Origin of the sequence: Caenimonas soli (assembly GCF_013155545.1) — a bacterium.
Lineage (GTDB): Bacteria > Pseudomonadota > Gammaproteobacteria > Burkholderiales > Burkholderiaceae_C > Ramlibacter > Ramlibacter soli.
In genome coordinates this window covers 227,376-246,613 of record NZ_JABJVV010000005.1, presented here as the reverse complement: position 1 = coordinate 246,613, position 19,238 = coordinate 227,376, and the positions used below count along the sequence as shown (strand labels likewise).

Sequence of the window (19,238 nt, the reverse complement as noted above, 5' to 3'; positions counted from 1 at the left end):
CTGCATGAGGTGCGTGCGATCGGTTGAATCCGCCGCCAAAAGCAGCCCGTTCTGGGGCTGTCTGGCTCCTAACACATTCGGGCGGTCCGGATGTCCATGCCCACCGGGGATAGGGGTGTTGATAACCTTGTAGACATCCTCTCGGATCCGCATCAGGCCTGGCTTTGCGGGCTGTGCCACTTCTTTAGGCAGCTGCTAAAAATATTTGGGCCATCCTCCGCGATGCGACTACAGGCAGAGTGACCGATCGGCCGAAGCAAGGGGACCACTACTACCATTGGAAATGGGCGAGGCTGCGTATAAGCAACCCATGCGATTGCTTTCCCTGTGGGCGCGTGTTCTGGTCGCCTTGGGCTTAGGGCGGCCGCACCGAAGTCGCATCGCCTTCCGTTGGAAGAACGTGCTGCACCAACAACGGCGCCTTGACCACACGGCGCACCCAAGGGCGCGCGGCAACCAGCTCCCGAACTGCGCTCACCATCGCCTGCCCGCACAGGTCGGCAACAACCAGCGAATGCAATTCGTCGGTGAATCCGCCCGTGGACATTTTCACGATAGCGTCCGCGCTCCAGGCGTGGATCGGCTTCGAACTGCACACCTTCGCGTAGCCGTAGAAGAGACCCTCGAACTCGGTTGTGTACGCGATCACGTACAGGCCGCGCCAGGGGCCGGAGATAGATTCCAGGTTCAGGCTGCGCTCCTTAGCCCACTGCCCAGCGCTATGCGCTCCGGCGCGAGGAGACCTTGGCGGGCGCCCTGGCACTTAGGGAACGAAACGCCGTGGCCGGGGGTGAGGCTTCCACCTGCTGTTGCACTGCCGCGCCTATGCTATCGGCTGCTGCGCGCCACCGCGTCAGGGCCTCTGCATATGCAGGGTCGGTGCGCTGCAGGCTGTGAAGAGCGTTCCAGGTTTGGCGCTCTTGCTCCAGGGCGCGAGTGTAGGCATCGCGGGGAGGATTCATGTGGGTCTTCCGTCTGTTTTATTGGTTACATCAGGTTACCTTTATAGCAAATTGACGCAAACAGGTAAACCCTAAAGTGACAAAGACGTACCCTGCAGCCGACGGTCACGAGCACTCCTTGTACGCCACTGTTTCGGAATCTGATCATTCCAGCCGGCTGGGCTCGGTGCGCAGGTACATGGGCTGTGTCGCTTCGTGGTCGGGAGCGCCCTCACCGTGCCGCTTGAAGTCCGAATCGCGGACGGCCAGGAGCTGATCGAGATCGGCTCTAACATCCGATCCAACCCCTGCGGCCGGGCTGGCATGGTCGGCGATGCGCACAGGTCCTGCGATCACGTCGGCGACTCCGCCGGAAACGGCCTGGAGTGGCGTCGGGCGGGGCGTGGGCGGGTCGGCAGTCCAGAGGCCCGGGTGAGGCATGGGCGGGCTGATCAAATCATCCGGCAGGGCGAATTGCCAAGAGATGCCCATCAGCCAGTTGCCCGCAAGCGGGTCGTAGGTGGTCATGCGTTTGATCAGGCTTTGCTGCAAGGCGAAGCCGTGCGTCAACAGGCGCGGGTCCCAATGCCTAATCACCAATCGCCAGTGCAGGCCGCGCTCGCCCGTGCGTGAAGTCGCAACGAGCACGTCTGCGCCCAGCCAGTGCACAGGAATCCCATGACGGTTGAGGGTGTCGCGCAACACCACGCGCAGCAGTTCGCGCCTGGACGCGTTATCGGATGCCTGCGCGCCCCGGGAATGCTTCGAATGGCCCGACGCCAGTTGTGAATGCGGCTCGCTGGATGCGGGAGGGGCGGGGGCGCGCGCCCGGGAGAAAAGTCGGGCCAGAAAACTCGATGCGCTAAATCGGCCGTGCTGGGGCATCGCTCACCTCTTCCTCTATTGTGCAATACGTATAACCTGCCTTGATTGCTAGCGCATCCTCCGTTCGGGGGATGTGTGCTTTTCACCTAAAGGTGGACTGCCTCGTCGAGGTTCGCCCAACAAGCGCATTACTTGAGCGCGGTGATGGCTGCGGTCAGGGACGGCTTTGATTTCAGTACCCCGCCCAAGGGTCAACGTTCACCCGCTGCAGGTAGGTCAGCGCGGTGGTGATGGTCCAGCGAGCGCCACTTTTCACATCAAGCAGTTGCTCCCACGCAACTGGCATGGACACCGAAATCCCCGGCCTGGCACGCCGAAAACGTGGCCGCCGTGAACTGTGACTGCCCGTTGCGCAGGAAGTCGATGAAGATTTTTCCCTTGCGGTTCGAGGGCCCCGACTTCGCCACGAACCGCTGCGGGATGGCCGCCGTTCGCATGTCAGCTTGGGCGGGAATTGGGCGCCGTATGCGCAGAAGGGTAAGAGCGGCGGGAAGCGGTCGGTAATCGGAGGGGGTGTGAAGAAGACCCTAGGGCCCTTCACGCCGAGCAAGCCTGAAGCCGATCGTTTTGAGGGCGCGGTGTTTGATCAGCGCTGGTACGTGCAGCTGTTTCCGAAGAAGCAATAGTGAGTCAAGCGTATTGGTGCCACCCGTGGTCGATGACCCGAGAGCCTGTCTAAGACGTTGCTTATGGGCGTACGAATCGGGGACTCCAGTCGTGATCCGTCGCGTGCCCTTTTTAGGGTGTTCACGTGGGCTCCTTCGATATGTTGGAGCAGCCGCAGCCGCCGTTTGCACCAGCGGGAAGTGCCGGTGCAGCGCACTTCATGGCGGCTTTGCGGCGCCTGTGCCACCGCCATAGTCCTGATCATGTTGCCCCTGGTCTCTGGCGTGTGCCTCCAGTCCTTGCCGTCCTTCGTCGTTTTGATCGGTGCCGACTCCATGGTCTCTCCGATATCAGGTCAAGTCTTAATTGGCGAGGAAGCCGCCATCCACCGAGATGGCTGCTCCTTGGACGAATGATGAAGCATCAGACAGCAGCCACTTGGCCGCTTCGCCAATTTCGGAGGGCTCTCCGAAGCGTCCGACAATATGGCGCTGCCGCGAGCGGTCGAACATCGCTGCGAACGCAGGGTCTTCCGAGAGTCTCGCAATCATGGGTGTGCGAATGACTCCTGGAAGGATGGCATTCACCCGGATGCCTCGCGCCCCATAATCGACGGCCGCGGAGCGCGTCAGGCCGAGCACGCCGGCCTTGGCCGTCACGTATTCCCCGCCGTTCGGGAATGCGATTTGCGCCGCGCCCGACGACGTATTGACGATGGCGCCGCCACCCGAGGTCAACATGGCGCGGATCTGGTGCTTCATGCAAAGAAAGACCCCTGTCAGGTCCACGCGCATCACGCGTTCCCACTCGGCCAGGGTCAGGTCCGCAAGCGGCTTGTTTGACTGCTCGATCGCTGCGTTGTTGAAGGCGCCATCAAGTCGGCCGTATGACGCGATGGTGCCTTTCACCAGTTCCTGCACGGAGTCTTCCGAGCCCACGTCCGCCGTGATCAGCACTGCTTCATGACCGTCCGCGCGGAGAAGATCCACCGTGCCCTGGGCTGCGCCTTCAGAGATGTCGCTTACCACCAACCGCGCGCCTGCGGCAGCCAGTACGCGGCAGCTGTCGCGCCCGATGCCTCCACCTGCGCCCGTGACGATGATCACCTTGTTCTCCAGGCTGCGGGTCATGACAGGGCCCTCGGCAATGCACGGGCGGGGATCGGGATGGGTGCTGGTGGGTTTGTCATGTTTTTTGCAATGGCGATAACGGGAACCGTAGTTTGAAGGCGGAGGGCTGAAAGCACCAATGCGCGTCCTGAATTCAAGTCATCACCGAAGGCAATTCGGATGGTTGGGCCTCGCATGGATTTCCATCACTGATTACGGCCATTCCCAAGCTTCATTCGACGCAGGCAACCGGTCGAGATAGATTCCAGCCGTCGTCACGCACCACACCTGTCACGGGCTCTCAGATGATCGATCTTCATTTCGCGGCTACGCCAAACGGGCACAAGATCAGCATCGCACTGGAGGAGCTTGGTCTGCCCTATACCTTGATGACCTACGACATGTTCGACGGCCACCAGCACACGGCAGCGTACGGGGCAGTCAACCCCAACCACAAGCTTCCCGCCATCGTCGACAACGATCCCGTTTTCGGCGGCGTGCCGCACGCGGTGTTCGAATCGGGTGCGATCCTGATGTACCTTGCTGAAAAGTCGGGCCGGCTGTTGCCGGTGGACCCTCGTCAGCGCAGTGTCGCTATCCAATGGCTAACCTGGCAGGTGGCGGGCCTTGGACCGATGGTGGGCCAGGCAGCGCATTTCATGCGGTACGCGCCGGAGCCGAATGCCTATGCGATAGAGCGCTACACCAAAGAGACCGCACGGCTGCTGAGCGTTCTCGAGCGGCGTCTCGGCCAAGCCGAATACCTTGCCGGGGAAGAGTATTCGATCGCTGACATCGCGGTCTTTCCCTGGGCCAAGCCGTCGTTCTCACCCGAGCTGCATCCCGCAACCCGACGTTGGGTAGATCAGGTCTCGCAGCGGCACGCGGTGATCCGCGGCCAGTCAGGCGACCTGGCTACGCCGGGTAAGTACCTCCAGCAAAGAGCAGAGCTGTCGCCGGTCGAGTGGTCCAACATGTTCGGCGAGCGAATGCACAATGCGGTTCGGCTCTAGGTCTGGTGCGTGGAAAGAGCAGACTTCATGACCGAATCTCAGAAGCTCCAGTACCTTTTCGACCGGGCAGCGATCACTGATCTCATGGTGCGGTTCGCGGTAAGTATCGATACACGGGATTGGGCGCGCTTTCGCAGCTGCTTCGCCGACCGGGTGGAATTTGACTATCCCGCCACCATTGGCGCGGTGACACTTGCGGCAGATTCGCTTCTCGAGATATCCCCTCAGTTCTTCGGACAGCTGGACGCTACACAACATCTGAGCGCCAATCATCTGATGGAGATCGATGGTGACCGCGCAGTGTGCCTCTCGACTCTCCACGCGCAGCACTACCTCGCAGGCTGTCCAGGGGGCTCGGTCCAGCGCCAGATCGGGTACTACCGCACGATGCTCGAACGGCTAGGCAACTGGCGCATCGTTCGCAGCGAACAGAAGGTCCATTGGAATGAGGGCAACGAGGAGGTTTTCCTCCAGGCGGCCGCTCGCGTTGGCCCTGGAACCTCTTGATTTGAAGGAACTGAATGCCTACCGCACTCGTCACCGGTGCCAACCGTGGCCTCGGCCTGGAATTTGTCCGCCAACTGGCCGCGCTCGGCTGGCACGTCCACGCTTGCTGTCGCCAGCCCGGCGTCGCGGCGGACCTGCAGCAGGTGGCAGCGGTGTCGGACGGCCGTGTCGCACTGCATGCCCTGGACCTGGGTGACCTTGCTAGCATCGATCGTGTGGCTGCCACGGTCGGAGGGAGGCCCTTGGATCTTCTCGTGAACAATGCCGGCGTTCTCGGCAACCCCGGCACGCATTTTTCGGAGAGGTCGCGCAGCATGCTGCAATCGGTTGGACGATTCGACTACGACGAATGGCTTGAAGTGTTGCGCATCAATGTGATCGGCACGGCGAAGGTCAGCGAGGCATTCGTCAACCACATCGCTGCCAGCGAACGCAAATGCATCGTCATGGTGTCCAGCGTGATGGGCAGCATCGGCTGGAACGATCGCAGCCGCTTTCCGCCGGGCGGCGGCATCCACGCATACCGGTCGTCGAAGGCGGCGCTCAACATGCTTGCGCGAGGCCTGGCAGCCGACCTGCATGAGAAGGGAATCGTGGTGCTAACGCTGAACCCTGGCTGGGTGAAGACTGAAATGGGTGGCGCCGACGGCATGTTCGAGGCCAAGGACAGCGTGCATCGCATGCTCGGCCTGGTGATTCGGTCCACACCCGCTCACAGCGGCGTATTCCAGTCGCACGATGGCACCGAAATCCCCTGGTAAGACCGACGCGCTCATGCCAGTGCCCTGGCCAATGCCGCCATGGACGCGGCGGTGAATGCGCGGGTGACGGGCGCGTCCGCGACCATCATGAACCCGTGCGGCGCGCCGGGATAGATGTGCAGCTCGGTGGGTACGCCGGCGCGCACCAGCCGCCGCGCATACGTCATGTTTTCTTCGGCAAAGAGATCCAGCGATCCGCAGGCGATAAACGCCGGCGGCAGCCGGGACAGATCGCCGGCGCGTGCCGGCGCCGCATAGGGGGAGACTTCGCCGGCGCCAGGAGCGAATCCCAGCAGCGCGCGCCAAGCGAAGCAATTGGCATCGCGGGTCCAGGCAAACTCGCCCACGTAGGGCGACGGCTCGGCTTCGCTGGCGGTACGATCGTCGAGCGCGGGGAAGACCAAATGCTGAAACACCAGGGGAATCTCGGCGCGATCGCGCGTCACCAGGGCGAGTGCCGCCGCCAGACCGCCGCCCGCGCTCTCGCCGCTGACGGCGATGCGGGCGCGGTCCACGCCCAGCTCGCCGGCATGCTCGTACAGCCAGCTCAATGCCGCGTAGCAGTCTTCGACGGGGCCGGGGTGGGGCGTCTCGGGCGCCAGGCGATAGTCCACAGAAACGACCACGGCCCCCAGTTCGCCCGCGTATTGCTCGTGGGTCGCCGCGTTGTCGCCCGGCGCGCCCATGACGAAGCCGCCGCCATGGATATGCAGGATGGCCGGGCGTATGCTGCCGCTAGCTAGTGGCCGGACGATCTCCACCCGCAGCTTCGAGCCGTCCGGGCCGGGAATGAGCCGTGCCGAGCGCTGCACGTCGGCGCGCGGTGGCGGGCGATTGGCGCCAAGCATTTCGCCGACCATGCGGCGCATCGGCGCCAGCAGCGACGGATCCGACAGCATGGCGTCGTCGAACCGGAAGGGCGGGAGCTGTTCGAACAGCGGGCGCAGGTCGGGGTCCAGCAGATGATTGGAACTCATGGCTGCAGTCTGCCGCAGCGCCGCATTGAAAACCAATGCACGCCGTGAATTCAGGCCATCACCGATCGCAATTCCGCCGCGTGAGGTGCAGCCGTCAGCACCGGCGGCATGTCCGCAGCGTGCGATGAGTCTGGCACTGCCCCCCAGAGATCGAATTCCTCAGGCGTGATCGTGAAGCGCCTGGGCGGCCGGGCACCTTGTTCCGCGAACTGCTCCATGCCCAGCGTGTACTCCCAGACGATGTGGTCGGGGTCGTAGATGTAGAGGTGGATGCTGCCCGACGTCGGATGCCGGCCGATGCCCCATTGCACCTGGACGCCGTAGCGCTTGACCCGGTTGAGCAGGCGGCCGATGTCGTCGATGGTCTGCACCATGAAGGCAAGGTGATGAAAGCGCGGGCCGGCGCCGGGCGATTCAACGAAGGCGATGCTGTGGTGGTTGGGGTTTGGCCAGGCACGCATCAGCGAGAGCACGTTGCCTTCGAAGTAGTCCGACACCAGAAAGCCCAACTGCTGAATGGCATGACCTGTCATGGCCTTGCAGTCCGGCACCGCCATGCCGAAGTGCTTGCCGCCCTGGAACGTCGTGAGCGTGTTGGTGCGCGGCGTCGACAGGTAGGTCATCTCGGCGTAGTACTCCCAGGTCGCGCCCGCGACCGCATCGGTAACGCGAAAGGCGCGCTGCAGCCGCAGGCCCGCGCACTCCTTGTCACTCATCCACTGCGGCTGCATTCCGGCGCCGCGGAAGTGATCGAAGGCGATGTCCAGCTCAGCGTCGCGTTCGAGCTCCCAGGCGCTGCGCACGAACCCCGGCTTCCCGGCGGGCGCCACCACCACGTCGTGATGGGCCTGGCCGGATCGGAAGAAGCGCGTGCCGTCGGCCGCCTCCGCTACCTGGTCGAGGCCGAAAACCTCGGTCGCGAAACGCGAGGTCTTGTCGATGTCAGAAACGTTCAGGGCGACATAGCCCAGGCGTCGATAGCGAAACGGTGCGCTCATGCTCATCACTCCAGTGGCATTTGACAGATCAGGCGTCGGACTTTACGATAGGTGAATGCACTCGTCAATGGTGAATGAAGTGCAAAAGCAGGAGACAGTAGTGAATACGGCCAATGAAGCGCTCTGCCGCGAGTTCCTCAAGACCATGGATGCCCAGGGCGACGTGTTCGCGCTCCTGACCGACGACGTCGAGCTGCTCTTCCCCAAGTGGGGTCTGGCCCGCGGCAAGGAGGACTTGGGCCGGCTGTACCAGAGCCTGGGGCCCTACATCCGCTCGATCTCTCACGACGCGTCGTCGTTCCGCTATCTGTCGGACGGCGACCGTGTCTGCATCGAAGGCGTGAGCTCGGGCGAGCTGGTCGATGGCCGAAAGTGGCAACCCGACGGCGGCACTGCGGGGCGCTTCTGCACGACGTTCCAGGTGCGCGACCGGTTGATCAGCCGCGTCTTCATCTATATAGATCCCGACTACACGGATCAGACAGCCGGCTTCTATCCCTGGCGCAAATAGCGCCGCGCACCTCGCGGAGGCTTGCCCGTGAACATCAATACGCTGGACCTGAACCTGCTGGTGGTATTCGACGCGGTGCAGCGCACGCGCAGCACCACGATCGCCGGCGAGCAGATCGGGGTGACGCAGTCGGCGGTGAGCAATGCGTTGCGGCGGCTGCGGGAGGCCTTCGGCGACGAGCTGTTCGTTCGCACCGAGAAGGGAATGATGCCGACGCCGCTGGCGCAATCCATGGCCGACCCGATCCAGGCCGCCTTGCAGCAGATCCGCCAGACCGTCGAGCATCGCGGTTCGTTCGACGCGCGCGAGAGCGACAGGCACTTTCGGCTGGCCATCAGCGACATGGGGCAAATGGGCCTGTTGCCACTGATGCTGGGGCACCTGCAGCAGGTGGCGCCCAAGGTGACGATAGAAACCGTACCGCTGTCGCGCCACGGCATTGCGGAGCTGATGACCAGCGGCGACATCGACTTGGCGATCGGCGCGCTCAACCCGCTCGGTGCGGGATTTTTCCGGCAGCGGCTGCGCACCTCGCGCTTCGTATGCGTCGCGCGGCCGGACCATCCGACGATCAGCGAGGTGCTGACGCTCGAGCAGTTCATGACCGCTTCGTTCATCGAGTACCACCCCACGGGTGGAAGCTATGCGGTTTATGCGGAACACGCCGATCGGTTGTTCGCCACGCAAGGGGCCACTCGCCGCGTCGCCGTCAAGCTCGCGCACCTGGCGGGCCTTGATCGGATGGTCGCCTGCTCGGACATGCTCGCCGTGCTGCCGGAGACGCTGGCGCAGGCGTTCCGGCAAGAGGTGGGCCTACAGGTCCTCGAACTGCCGTTCGAATGCCCGCAGATCAATGTCACCCAGCAGTGGCACGAGCGCTACAACCGCGACCCCGCGCAAGTTTGGCTGCGCGAATGCGTGGCACGCCTCGCCGGCGGAACATCCGTTGAAGCGATTTCGGCGGCTGATTCCGGCCATTCGCACTCTTCATTCGACGCGGCCCGGTCCGCCGGATAAATTTCATGCAGTGGTCACGCGATGTACGTGACACAGGAGACATGAATGCCATTTGAAGTTACGCTGGCGCCCAGTGGCCGCCGGTTCCAGGTGCCCGACGGCCAGAGCATCCTGAAGGCCAGCCACGATGCGGGTATCGCCGTTCCCTACAGCTGCCGTGCAGGTGCCTGCCGCACCTGCCGCGGCCGCATCGTGCAGGGCCGGGTCGATCACGGGCACGTGCATCCCCTGTACCTCTCGCTTCAAGAGCGGGAGCAGGGCTACGCGCTGCTGTGCCAGGCGCAGCCGCTGGGAGACCTGGTGGTCGAAGTCCAGGAACTGGACGTCATGGCCAGCATTCGCACCCGCGTCACGCCGGGCCGGGTGATGCAGATACACCGGGCAGCGCCGGATGTGATGGTCCTGCGCATCAAGCTGCCCATGAACGAGAACCTCACTTTCCTGGCGGGGCAGTACATGGAGGTGCTGCTTCCGGGCGGCGAGCGGCGCGCCTACTCCATCGCCTCGGCGCCTTCGATCGAGGGCGCACTGGACATCGAGCTTCATGTGCGGCACACCCCCGGCGGCGTGTTCACCGACCATGTGTTCGAGCATATGAAGGTGCGCGACCTGGTTCGAATGGAAGTGCCGCTGGGGACTTTTTTCCTGCGAGAGGACAGCGACAAGCCGGTCGTCTTCCTGGCCAGCGGCACCGGTTTTGCTCCGATCAAGTCGATTCTCCAGTATGTGGCGCACAAGCGGCTGGCCCGCCCCATGACGCTCTACTGGGGCGGCCGCACGCGCGCCGACCTGTACGACCTGGCGTGGGTCAAGCAATACGCATCGGACAACCCGGCGTTCCGCTTCGTGCCGGTGCTGTCGGATGCAACACGGGGCTGCGACTGGCGAGGGCGCGCCGGGTTCGTTCATCGCGCCGTGATGGAGGACTTTCCCGATCTGTCCGGGCATCAGGTCTATGCCTGCGGGGCGCCGGTCGTCGTCGACTCCGCCAAGCGTGATTTCCCCTCGCAGTGCGGCCTTCCCCCCGGCGAGTTCTTCGCCGACTCGTTCCTCGACGCCGCCGACCGGGCGCGGGCGCGGATCTGAGCAGCAACAAGGAGCTGACGATGAAGACAGCAGACCCAATCGATCCGGTGGTACGGCCTCGCGTCCTGAGCCATGGCACCCTCGAGGTTTACGACCTCTCTGCCACACGCAGGTTCTACGAGGAATTCCTTGGCCTGGAGGTGGCCCGCCATTCCTCCGGCGCCATGGTGACCCGCTGCGGCCCGTCGTCGCACGTGGTGTGCATCCAGTCCGGCGACAAGCTGCATCCTGTCACCGTGATGAACCACTGGGGGCTCGATGTCGAGTCCCGGGAGGCGGTGGATGCCGCCCACGCGGCTGCACTGGCCCACAAGGACCGTTACGGCATCCGCAACGTCCGCGGCACGCAGTTCCAGCACGGCGTGTATTCGTTCTACCTCGAGGACCTGGACCACAACTGGTGGGAGATCCAGTACTACGAGGGCGACGAAACCGAGGATATGTTCGATTTCGGCGACCGCTTCGCGCCGGACGGCACACCTCTTTAAAGCCACACCGCACAACCGCAAACGGGAGCCGGCCGGACTCCCGCGGGCGACGCTTTGCCCAAACACACCCCAACCAACGAGGAGAACGCCATGCAGATTCAATCGACAATCAACGCCCGTCCTGGGCGGCGCCGCAAGGCGGCGAGGCCGCCCTGGCGGCTCGGCGCGCTCGCGATGGCCTTGTGCACCGCGCCCGCGGCCATGGCCATGGAATTCGATATGGGCGGGGGCGATACGAAGCTGCGCTGGGACAACACGTTCAAGTACAGCACGATGCGGCGCCTCAAGAGCCAGGACCCGAAATTGGTCGCGCCGGCCAACCTGGACGACGGGGACCGCAGCTTCAACAAGGGCATCGTCTCGAACCGCGTGGACTGGTTGACCGAGTTCGACGCGTCGTACAAGGACGTGGGCCTGCGCGTCAGCGCCGCCGCCTGGTACGACTCGGTCTACAACAACCGCAACGACAACACCTCCGCGGCCACCTGGAACGCCTTGAGCGTGCCTTTCAACCAGTTCCCGGGAGCCACGCGCGAAATCCACGGACGCAAGATCGAGCTGCTCGATGCCTTCGTGTTCGGACGCACGGAGTTCGCCAACGGCATGGCCGGCAGCTTCCGCGTGGGCCGGTTCGCCCAGACCTGGGGCGAAAGCCTCTTCTTTGGCGATAACGGCATCGCCGGCGGGTTGGCGCCGCTGGACATCATCAAGCTCGTCACGGTTCCCGGCTCGCAGTTCAAGGAGATCCTGCGGCCGGTCGAGCAGGTATCGGGTCAGCTTGAATTAAATCCTAGTCTTTCCGTGGCCGCCTACGTGCAGGCCCGCTCGCCCATGATCCGCTTACCGGAGGCCGGCAGCTACTTCTCAGGCGGAGACGTGCTGCTCAATGCGGGCGAGCGGTTGATCGTCGGCGCGCCCATGGCGCCCGGTGGCGGGCCGGCGGCATTCTTCCGCGGGCAGGACCAGAAGGCCAAGCGCAGCGGTCAGTGGGGTACCCAACTGCGCTTCCGCCCCGAGGGCGGGGAGATTGACTACGGCTTGTACGCGATCCGCTACAACGCCAAAGCGCCGGTCACCTACCTGCGTGCGGGCAATGGTTTTAACGCGGCGACCGGCCAGGTCGGCGACTTCATCTTTACCTATCCGGAGGGCATCAAGGCCTTCGGCGCCAGCGCCACCACGACGCTTGGCGGCATCAACTACGCGGCCGAAGTGTCCGTTCGCCGCAACATGCCGCTCGCCAACCCAGGCGTGTCCACCAGCAACCTGTCGGACAACCGCTACAGCCCCGCCTACCCCGTCGGAAAAACAGCGCACGCACAGGCTTCGATGATCGCCGTCAACGGACCAGCCGCTTTCTGGCGCAGTTCGTCCTTGCTCGCGGAGGTTGCGTGGAACCGGCGCACCAGCATCACCAAGAATGCCGCCGCGCTGGACCCAAGCGCCGACCGTGATGCGGCGGCCATGCGGATGATCTTCACGACCAACTACTTCAACGTGCTTGTCGATGGTTTGGACGTGAGCGTGCCCATCGGCCTGGGCTACAACATCAGCGGCAACTCCTCGGTGACCGGGTGGGCGGCTAAAACCGGCGACCTGAGCATCGGCATCAACGGCGTCTACCGGCAGGCGTGGCGCTTCGGCCTGAACTGGACTCACTACCTCGGCCCCGCAGGCCCGTACTTCAATGCTTCCAACACGCTGGGCTACAAGCAGTACTTGAAGGACCGCGACTTCGTGTCCTTCAACCTGCAGCGCAGCTTTTAGATAGACCTGACAGGAGACAATGATGCCCAACACCAGCAGACTCAAGCTTGCACTCGTGGCCGCCCTGGCCTGCGTCCCCATGGCGCGGGCGGCGGTGACCGCCGAAGAGGCGGCGCAGCTCAAGACCACGCTCACCCCGATGGGGGCCGAACGTGCCGGCAACAAGGAGGGGACCATTCCCGCGTGGACCGGAGGCTACACCTCGGTTCCCTCGGGCTACAAATCGGGCACGCCGCGCCCGGACCCCTTTGCCAGCGAGAAGCCGCTCTACGCGGTGACGGCTGACAACATGGGCAAGTACGCGGACAAGCTGCCGGACGGCGCAAAGGCCTTGCTCACGGCGCACCCCAAGACCTTCCGCATCGACGTCTACCCCACGCATCGCACGGCCGCCGCGCCGCAGTGGGTCTACGAGAACACCTTCAAAAATGCCACCCGGGCCAAGACCAGCGCCAATGGCGTCTACCTCGAAGGCGCTTACGGGGGCATTCCCTTCCCGGTTCCCAAGACCGGGCACGAGGCGATGTGGAACCAGAACCTGATGTACCAGGGCGACACGGCGCTGCTGCACTACTCCAACTACATGTCCACGGCCGAAGGCAAGCGCACGCACATCTCGCGCGGCTGGGTGATGTGGCAGTTCCCCTACTACTTCAAGGATGGTTCGCCCGAGACCCTCAAGAGCGGCACGCATACCCGCGCGCTGCTGCGCCAGAGCGAGCCCGCTTTCAAGGCCGGCGAGTCCTTCCTTCTGCACTTCGGCATGACACATGACACCCAGGCCTGGCAGTACCTGGCCGGGCAGCGCCGGGTGCGCAAGGCACCCACGGTGGCGTACGACACGCCCAACGACGTCACATCGGGCCTGGAGAACTACGATGAGACGCAGATCTACAACGGTGCCTTGGACCGCTACAACTACAAGCTGATCGGCAAGAAGGAAATGCTCATTCCCTACAACACGCACAAGTTCCACCTGCAGCCAGTGGAAGGACGGATGGGCTCGCGTCACCTCAACCCCGACGCAATGCGCTGGGAACTGCACCGCGTATGGGTCGTGGAGGCGACTTTGGCCGACGGCAAGCGGCACGTCGTGCCCAAGCGGACCTTCTACCTGGACGAGGACACCTGGGGCGCGGTGTGGGCCGATCTGTGGGACGCCCAGAACCAGCTGTGGCGCAGCAATCACGGCCTGCCGATGATCGTCTACGAAGGCCCGTTCGTGCATACCAAGGCCGCCTACTCGTCGCACAACCACCTGACGGGCGCCTTTGTCATCTCCGGCCAGGCGGACTACACCAGCGGCCCGTTCTGGGGACTGGTCGATCGCAAGGGCGACTCCTTCTTCACGCCGGACGCGCTGGCGGCGATGGGGCGGTGACACCATGAGTGCGCGCCTGCAAGACAAGGTGACCGTGATCACCGGTATAGGAAGCGGGATGGGACGCGCCGCGGCACTCCTGTTCGCCGCCGAGGGAGCGCGCGTGGTCGGATGCGACATCGACCCCGTCGCGTGCCAGGCAACGCTCGAGGCGATCCGCGCGCGCGGCGGCGAAGCCGTGGGCCTGCCGGATTGCGATCCTTGCGATCCGGGGCAAGCTCGCCGGCTGGTCGAGTACGCGGTGAACTCGTTCGGCGGCGTCGACGTGGTCTACAACAACGCGGCTGTGGCCCGTATGGCCTGGATCGAAGACATGACCTGCGAGATGTGGAGCACCACCATGCGCGGTGAACTTGACATCGTGTTCAACCTGGTCAAGGCGGCATGGCCGCACCTGAAGCAGCGCGGCGGTGGCTCCATCATCAATTGCGGCTCGGTCTCGGGAAAGATGGCTTACGAGGTGCTGCCGGCGCTGGCGCACGCGGCGGGGAAGGGCGGCGTTATCGCCATGACCCGCCAGCTGGCAATGGAAGGCGGAACGCATGGCATCCGCGCCAACAGCATCTCGCCCGGCCTGGTCCGCACCGGCGCCACCGCGCCGCTGATCGACGACGCCAACTGGTTCGCGCCGATGAAACGCAAGCTGATGCTGAACGGGCGCGTGGGCACGCCGGAGGACGTCGCCTATTGCGCGTTGTACCTGGCCAGCGACGAGTCGGCCTGGGTGACCGGTGCGGATTTCGCCATCGACGGAGGTACCACGGCATGGTGAACCGCTCCCCGTTCCGTTGGCCTGCGTTGGCGGCGGCCGTGCTGTTCGGCGTCTTGCAGCTGCCTGTGCGGGCTCAGGTAGACCCGCTGCAGCGCCCGGCGCGCTCCAGCGCCAAGGCGGCGGGCGTGGCGCAGCTGGCCGTGACACAGGCCGGCCGCCGGCTGGTCAGCGTGGGCGAGCGCGGGGTCATTCTGTACTCCGACGATGACGGAGTCTCGTGGAAGCAGGCGGCCGTGCCGGTCAGCGTCACACTCACGCAGGTGAGTTTCCCCGCGCCGGAACTGGGCTGGGCGGTGGGGCACGGGGGCGTGGTCCTGCACAGCACGGACGCGGGCGCGACGTGGAGCCGGAAGCTGGACGGCGTGCAGGCCGCGCAGCTCGTGCTCGACGCCGTCAAGTTATCTTCCGACCCCACCATCGCGGCCGGCAAGGCCATGCTGGCCGATGCGCAACGGCTGGTGACGGAGGGCGCCGACAAGCCGTGGCTGGATGTTCTCTTTACCACCGGCAAGCGCGGCATCCTGGTGGGCGCCTACGGCCTGGCGCTGGCCACCGAGGATGGGGGCATGTCATGGCGTTCGTGGACGGGGCGCATCCCCAACCCCAAAGGGCGGCATCTCTACAGCGTCGCCGCGGTGGACGAGCGCATCGTGCTCGTCGGCGAGCAGGGCTCGGTTTTCTCCTCGGATGATGGCGGCAAGACCTTCGCCGCGCATCCCACACCCTATTCAGGAACCTACTTCGGCGTACTCATGCTCAACAAGGAACGATGGCTGGCATACGGCATGGTGGGCAACGCCTGGTTGACCACTGACAGCGGTATCAGCTGGACCCAGGTCGATACGCGCGACGCCGGCGGCGCCAGCTTCACCCACGGGCGGCGGCTGCCCGACGGCACGGTGCTGCTCGGCACCAATGGCGGCGACCTGCTGGCCAGCCGTGACCACGGCCGCAGCTTTCGCAAGCTCGGCGCGACTCGCGCCGGGCCCGTGCTCGGGTTCGCGGCGCTGGCCGATGGTGCCCTGGTGCTCACCGGGCTGCGCGGACCAACGCGCGTCTCGGCCGCCGGACCAGGGAGCGCCCGATGATCGCCGGCACGCAAAACCCCATGAGCGACGCGGAAGATTTCGACCCGAAAACCGGATCGCTGGTCGAGCGAGCGCTGTTCAACCACCGGGCCGTCGTGGTGTTCATCTGTCTGCTGCTCAGCATCTTGTTCGGCCTGCAGGCCAGCAAGTTGACGCTCAACGCCGGTTTCGAAAAGATGATCCCGGCGCGCCATCCTTTCGTGCAGAACTACGCGGCCCACAAGAGCGAACTGGCCGGCCTGGGCAACACGCTGCGGATCGCAGTGGAACACACCGGCGGCACCATCTTCGAAGATCAGTATCTGCAGACGCTGCGCAAGATCAGCGATGAGCTGTTCCTCATGCCCGGTGTGGACCGGCCGTACGTCAAGTCGCTCTGGACCTCGTCGACGCGCTGGATCGGTGTCAACGAGGAAGGGCTGATCGGCGGCACCGTGATGCCGCAAGACTACGACGGCTCGCCGTCCAGCATCGATGCGCTTCGAACCAACGTGCTGCGCTCGGGCCAGGTCGGGCAGCTGGTCGCGCTGGACTTCAAGTCGAGTGTCATCATGCTGCCGCTACTGGACCGCGACCGCAACGGCGTGCGACTTCGCTACGAGGACTTCGCGAAGAAGCTCGAGTTGGTGCGGCAGAAGTACGAATCGGATTCGATCCGCATCCACGTCACCGGTTTCGCCAAGGTGGTCGGCGACCTGATCGAGGGGCTGCAGCAGGTCCTGTGGTTCCTGGCGCTGGCGATCGCGATCTGTGCGGCGGTGCTGTACTGGCACACCCGCTGTATCCGCAGCACCGCGCTGCTGGTGCTCTGCTCCCTGGTGGCGGTGGTCTGGCTGCTGGGCTTGCTGCCCACGCTCGGCTTCGAGCTGGACCCGTATTCCATCCTGATCCCGTTCCTGGTGTTCGCCATCGGCATGAGCCATGGCGCGCAGAAGATGAACGGCATCATGCAGGACATCGGGCGCGGCCTGGACAAGCGGGTGGCGGCGCGCTTCACTTTCCGGCGCCTGTTCCTCGCGGGGCTCACCGCGCTGCTGGCCGATGCGGTCGGCTTTGCCGTGCTGTTCGTCATCGACATTCCGGTGATCAAGGACTTGGCGATGACGGCCAGCCTGGGCGTGGCGATTCTGGTCTTCACCAACCTGGTGCTGCTTCCCGTCCTGCTGTCCTATGTGGGGGTCAGTCCGGTGGCGGCCCGGCGCAGCCTGAGCGCCGAGTGTCCGCCCGGCCAAGGGGACGCGAAGAAGCACGCCTTCTGGGCCTTCCTGGACAAGTTCACGCAACGCCGTTGGGCTACCGTCGCGGTGGTCACGGCCGCGGTGCTGGGATTGGGCGGGTTCGTCGTGTCGCAGCAATTGCGCATCGGCGACCTGGATCCAGGCGCGCCGGAGCTGCGCGCGGACTCGCGCTACAACCGGGACGTGGCGTTCATGCTCTCGCACTATGCGGCCAGCAGCGACACCTATGTGGTGATGGCCAAAACGCCGGAGGGCAAGTGCTCCACCTATGGCGCGGTGGCCCAGATGGATGCACTGGAATGGGAGCTGCAGCAGCTCCCCGGCGTCGAGGCCACCAACTCGCTGGCACAGTTGACGCGCGTCATGACCACGGCGCTGAACGAAGGCAGCTTCAAGTGGTACGACGTGCCGCGGGTGCAGGAAGTCATCAACGCCACCGTGGTGCGCGCGCCGCGCGAACTGTTCAACCAGTCCTGCGACCTGGCGACGGTCTACGTCTACCTCAAGGATCACCGGGCCGAGACCCTGGAGAGCGTGGTCGCCGTTGTCGAAGCCTTCGCAAGCAAAAACAACCGTCCTGAGCAGACCTTTCTTTCCGCCGCCGGCAACGCGGGTTTCGAGGCGGCGACCAACATCGTCGTGCGGGACGCCAACCGCCTGATGCTGGTGTACGTCTACCTGGCCGTGATCGCGCTGGCCTACATCGCCTTCCGCTCCTGGCGGGCGGTGCTGTGCGCCGTGCTGCCGTTGATGCTGACCACGGTGTTGGCCGAGGCGCTGATGGTGGTGCTGGGCATCGGCGTGAAGGTCGCCACGCTGCCAGTAGTCGCGCTCGGCGTGGGCATCGGCGTGGACTATGCGCTCTATGTGATGACGGTGACGCTGGCGCTGCTGCGCCAGGGACGCAGCCTGTCGGACGCCTACTACGCTGCCCTGATCTTCACCGGCCGCGTGGTGGTGCTGACCGGGCTGACGCTGGGCGCCGCAGTGGCGACCTGGGCTTTTTCTCCTATCAAGTTCCAGGCCGACATGGGTATTCTGATGGCTTTCATGTTCATCTGGAACATGCTGGGCGCCCTTATCCTGTTGCCGGCGCTGGCGCACTGGCTGCTGCAGCCTGCCGCCGCGCGGGAAACGCAACTGGCCGTCGCGCGATGAGAAAAGTGAGTTTCAGCCGCTTCGGCGGCGTGGAAGTGCTGGAGATGATCGACGAACCAGTGCCGGCGATCGATGACCACGGCGTCCTGGTGCAAGTCAAAGCCGTCTCCATCAACCCGGTGGACTGGAAGATCCGGCAAGGCGAGATGAAGCTGATGTCGGGCCGCAGGTTCCCCAAGGGCGTGGGCATCGACTTCTCCGGCATCGTGGCGCGGACCGGCTCTTCCGCGAGCAGGTTCCACGTTGGGCAGGCTGTATTCGGCGCGCTCGATCCGTTCAAGGGCGGGGCGATGGCCGAGTACGTGGCCGCGGGCCAGGACGCTCTCGCGCTTAAGCCCGAAAGCATCTCTTTCGAACAGGCGGCGGCGTTGCCGGTCGCCGGCTGCGCCGCGCTCCAGGTTTTCGACACGTTGGATGTGCTGCGCCACGGCAAGGATATTCTCATCAACGGCGCCGGCGGCGGTATCGGCATGTTCGCGGCCCAGATCGCCAGGGCGCGCGGTGCCGTCGTCACCGGCGTAGGATCGAGCCGGGCGCTGCCGCTACTGCGGCGCTGGGGCTGCGACCACGTGATCAGCTATGAGTCGGGGAGTGTTCTATCTTCGATGAGACAGTATGACGCCGTGATCGATCTGTCGGGGCGCATGCCGTTTGGCTTGGCGTCGGCGTTCATGAAACGCAGATCGGTCTACGTGAACGTGATCCCCGGTCCCAGGCAGATCGTCGGATCATTCTTTCACAACCTGCATGCCAGCAAGAAGAGCCGCGTGTTGCTCTCGAAGAACTCATCCTCCGACCTGGCAACGCTGGCACAGCTCGCTGATGGCGGCATGGAGATCGTCGTGGGAAGAACTTACCCCCTGGAGGCCTTCAAGCAAGCCTACCAGGAAGTGCCGCGAAGAGGCTTTGCCGGCAAAGCCGTCGTCGTGATCTGA

At 64.5% G+C, this 19,238-nt stretch carries 18 protein-coding genes and 1 pseudogene; 13 read left to right on the top strand and 6 right to left on the bottom strand.

Annotation, left to right across the window (positions count from 1 at the left end; all coding sequences use genetic code 11):
• Nucleotides 1-355: 355 nt before the first annotated feature.
• The 4 genes and pseudogenes from HNE04_RS09875 to HNE04_RS09865 all read right to left on the bottom strand — a co-directional run bounded on the left by HNE04_RS09875 (nucleotide 356) and on the right by HNE04_RS09865 (nucleotide 3,562).
• Nucleotides 356-649 (bottom strand): hypothetical protein, encoded by a 294-nt coding sequence (locus HNE04_RS09875; RefSeq protein ID WP_172218363.1) that lies wholly within the window; start codon nucleotides 647-649, stop codon nucleotides 356-358.
• A gap of 457 nt (nucleotides 650-1,106) precedes the next feature.
• Nucleotides 1,107-1,826: a hypothetical protein gene (locus HNE04_RS09870; protein ID WP_172218362.1), complete on the bottom strand. Its 720-nt coding sequence runs from the start codon at nucleotides 1,824-1,826 to the stop codon at nucleotides 1,107-1,109.
• A gap of 128 nt (nucleotides 1,827-1,954) precedes the next feature.
• Nucleotides 1,955-2,248, bottom strand: a pseudogene (gene ligD / locus HNE04_RS28015) (non-homologous end-joining DNA ligase LigD); the annotation flags it as partial.
• 546 nt (nucleotides 2,249-2,794) lie between these two features.
• Nucleotides 2,795-3,562 (bottom strand): SDR family NAD(P)-dependent oxidoreductase, encoded by a 768-nt coding sequence (locus HNE04_RS09865; protein ID WP_172218361.1) that lies wholly within the window; start codon nucleotides 3,560-3,562, stop codon nucleotides 2,795-2,797.
• A gap of 284 nt (nucleotides 3,563-3,846) precedes the next feature.
• Here HNE04_RS09865 and HNE04_RS09860 point away from each other — a divergent pair, with 284 nt between their 5' ends.
• From HNE04_RS09860 to HNE04_RS09850, 3 genes are read left to right on the top strand one after another with little or no spacing between them, the layout of a single operon-like run.
• Entirely contained in the window at nucleotides 3,847-4,554 is a 708-nt protein-coding gene (locus HNE04_RS09860) for a glutathione S-transferase N-terminal domain-containing protein (RefSeq protein ID WP_172218360.1), read from the top strand.
• A gap of 27 nt (nucleotides 4,555-4,581) precedes the next feature.
• Entirely contained in the window at nucleotides 4,582-5,061 is a 480-nt protein-coding gene (locus HNE04_RS09855) for a nuclear transport factor 2 family protein (RefSeq protein WP_172218359.1), read from the top strand.
• A gap of 14 nt (nucleotides 5,062-5,075) precedes the next feature.
• Nucleotides 5,076-5,822, top strand: a complete 747-nt coding sequence (locus tag HNE04_RS09850; protein ID WP_172218358.1) for an SDR family oxidoreductase — start codon at nucleotides 5,076-5,078, stop codon at nucleotides 5,820-5,822.
• A gap of 11 nt (nucleotides 5,823-5,833) precedes the next feature.
• On the opposite strand, the gene HNE04_RS09845 is transcribed toward HNE04_RS09850, so the two are convergent.
• A complete protein-coding gene (locus HNE04_RS09845) occupies nucleotides 5,834-6,799 on the bottom strand; it encodes an alpha/beta hydrolase (protein ID WP_172218357.1) in 966 nt (321 codons plus the stop codon).
• A 50-nt stretch (nucleotides 6,800-6,849) separates the two neighbouring features.
• Entirely contained in the window at nucleotides 6,850-7,797 is a 948-nt protein-coding gene (locus HNE04_RS09840) for a VOC family protein (RefSeq protein ID WP_172218356.1), read from the bottom strand.
• 100 nt (nucleotides 7,798-7,897) lie between these two features.
• On the opposite strand from HNE04_RS09840, the gene HNE04_RS09835 reads away from it, so the two are divergent.
• The 10 genes from HNE04_RS09835 to HNE04_RS09790 all read left to right on the top strand — a co-directional run bounded on the left by HNE04_RS09835 (nucleotide 7,898) and on the right by HNE04_RS09790 (nucleotide 19,238).
• Entirely contained in the window at nucleotides 7,898-8,308 is a 411-nt protein-coding gene (locus tag HNE04_RS09835) for a nuclear transport factor 2 family protein (protein ID WP_172218355.1), read from the top strand.
• A gap of 27 nt (nucleotides 8,309-8,335) precedes the next feature.
• Nucleotides 8,336-9,325 (top strand): LysR family transcriptional regulator, encoded by a 990-nt coding sequence (locus tag HNE04_RS09830; protein WP_172218354.1) that lies wholly within the window; start codon nucleotides 8,336-8,338, stop codon nucleotides 9,323-9,325.
• Between the two features lie 45 nt (nucleotides 9,326-9,370).
• Nucleotides 9,371-10,411, top strand: a complete 1,041-nt coding sequence (locus HNE04_RS09825; protein WP_172218353.1) for a CDP-6-deoxy-delta-3,4-glucoseen reductase — start codon at nucleotides 9,371-9,373, stop codon at nucleotides 10,409-10,411.
• Nucleotides 10,412-10,431: 20 nt separating this feature from the next.
• Nucleotides 10,432-10,899 (top strand): VOC family protein, encoded by a 468-nt coding sequence (locus tag HNE04_RS09820; RefSeq protein ID WP_172218352.1) that lies wholly within the window; start codon nucleotides 10,432-10,434, stop codon nucleotides 10,897-10,899.
• Nucleotides 10,900-10,989: 90 nt separating this feature from the next.
• Nucleotides 10,990-12,666 (top strand): DUF1302 domain-containing protein, encoded by a 1,677-nt coding sequence (locus HNE04_RS09815; RefSeq protein ID WP_172218351.1) that lies wholly within the window; start codon nucleotides 10,990-10,992, stop codon nucleotides 12,664-12,666.
• A gap of 22 nt (nucleotides 12,667-12,688) precedes the next feature.
• Entirely contained in the window at nucleotides 12,689-14,047 is a 1,359-nt protein-coding gene (locus HNE04_RS09810) for a DUF1329 domain-containing protein (protein WP_172218350.1), read from the top strand.
• Nucleotides 14,048-14,051: 4 nt separating this feature from the next.
• On the top strand, nucleotides 14,052-14,819 hold the full coding sequence (locus HNE04_RS09805; protein WP_172218349.1) for an SDR family NAD(P)-dependent oxidoreductase: 768 nt from the start codon (nucleotides 14,052-14,054) through the stop codon (nucleotides 14,817-14,819).
• Nucleotides 14,813-15,907, top strand: a complete 1,095-nt coding sequence (locus HNE04_RS09800) for a WD40/YVTN/BNR-like repeat-containing protein (protein ID WP_172218348.1) — start codon at nucleotides 14,813-14,815, stop codon at nucleotides 15,905-15,907. Before HNE04_RS09805 ends, HNE04_RS09800 begins: the two co-directional genes overlap by 7 nt.
• Complete coding sequence (locus HNE04_RS09795; protein ID WP_172218347.1) at nucleotides 15,904-18,303, top strand: efflux RND transporter permease subunit; 2,400 nt, start codon at nucleotides 15,904-15,906, stop codon at nucleotides 18,301-18,303. Before HNE04_RS09800 ends, HNE04_RS09795 begins: the two co-directional genes overlap by 4 nt.
• Nucleotides 18,300-19,238, top strand: a complete 939-nt coding sequence (locus HNE04_RS09790) for an NAD(P)-dependent alcohol dehydrogenase (RefSeq protein WP_172218346.1) — start codon at nucleotides 18,300-18,302, stop codon at nucleotides 19,236-19,238. Before HNE04_RS09795 ends, HNE04_RS09790 begins: the two co-directional genes overlap by 4 nt.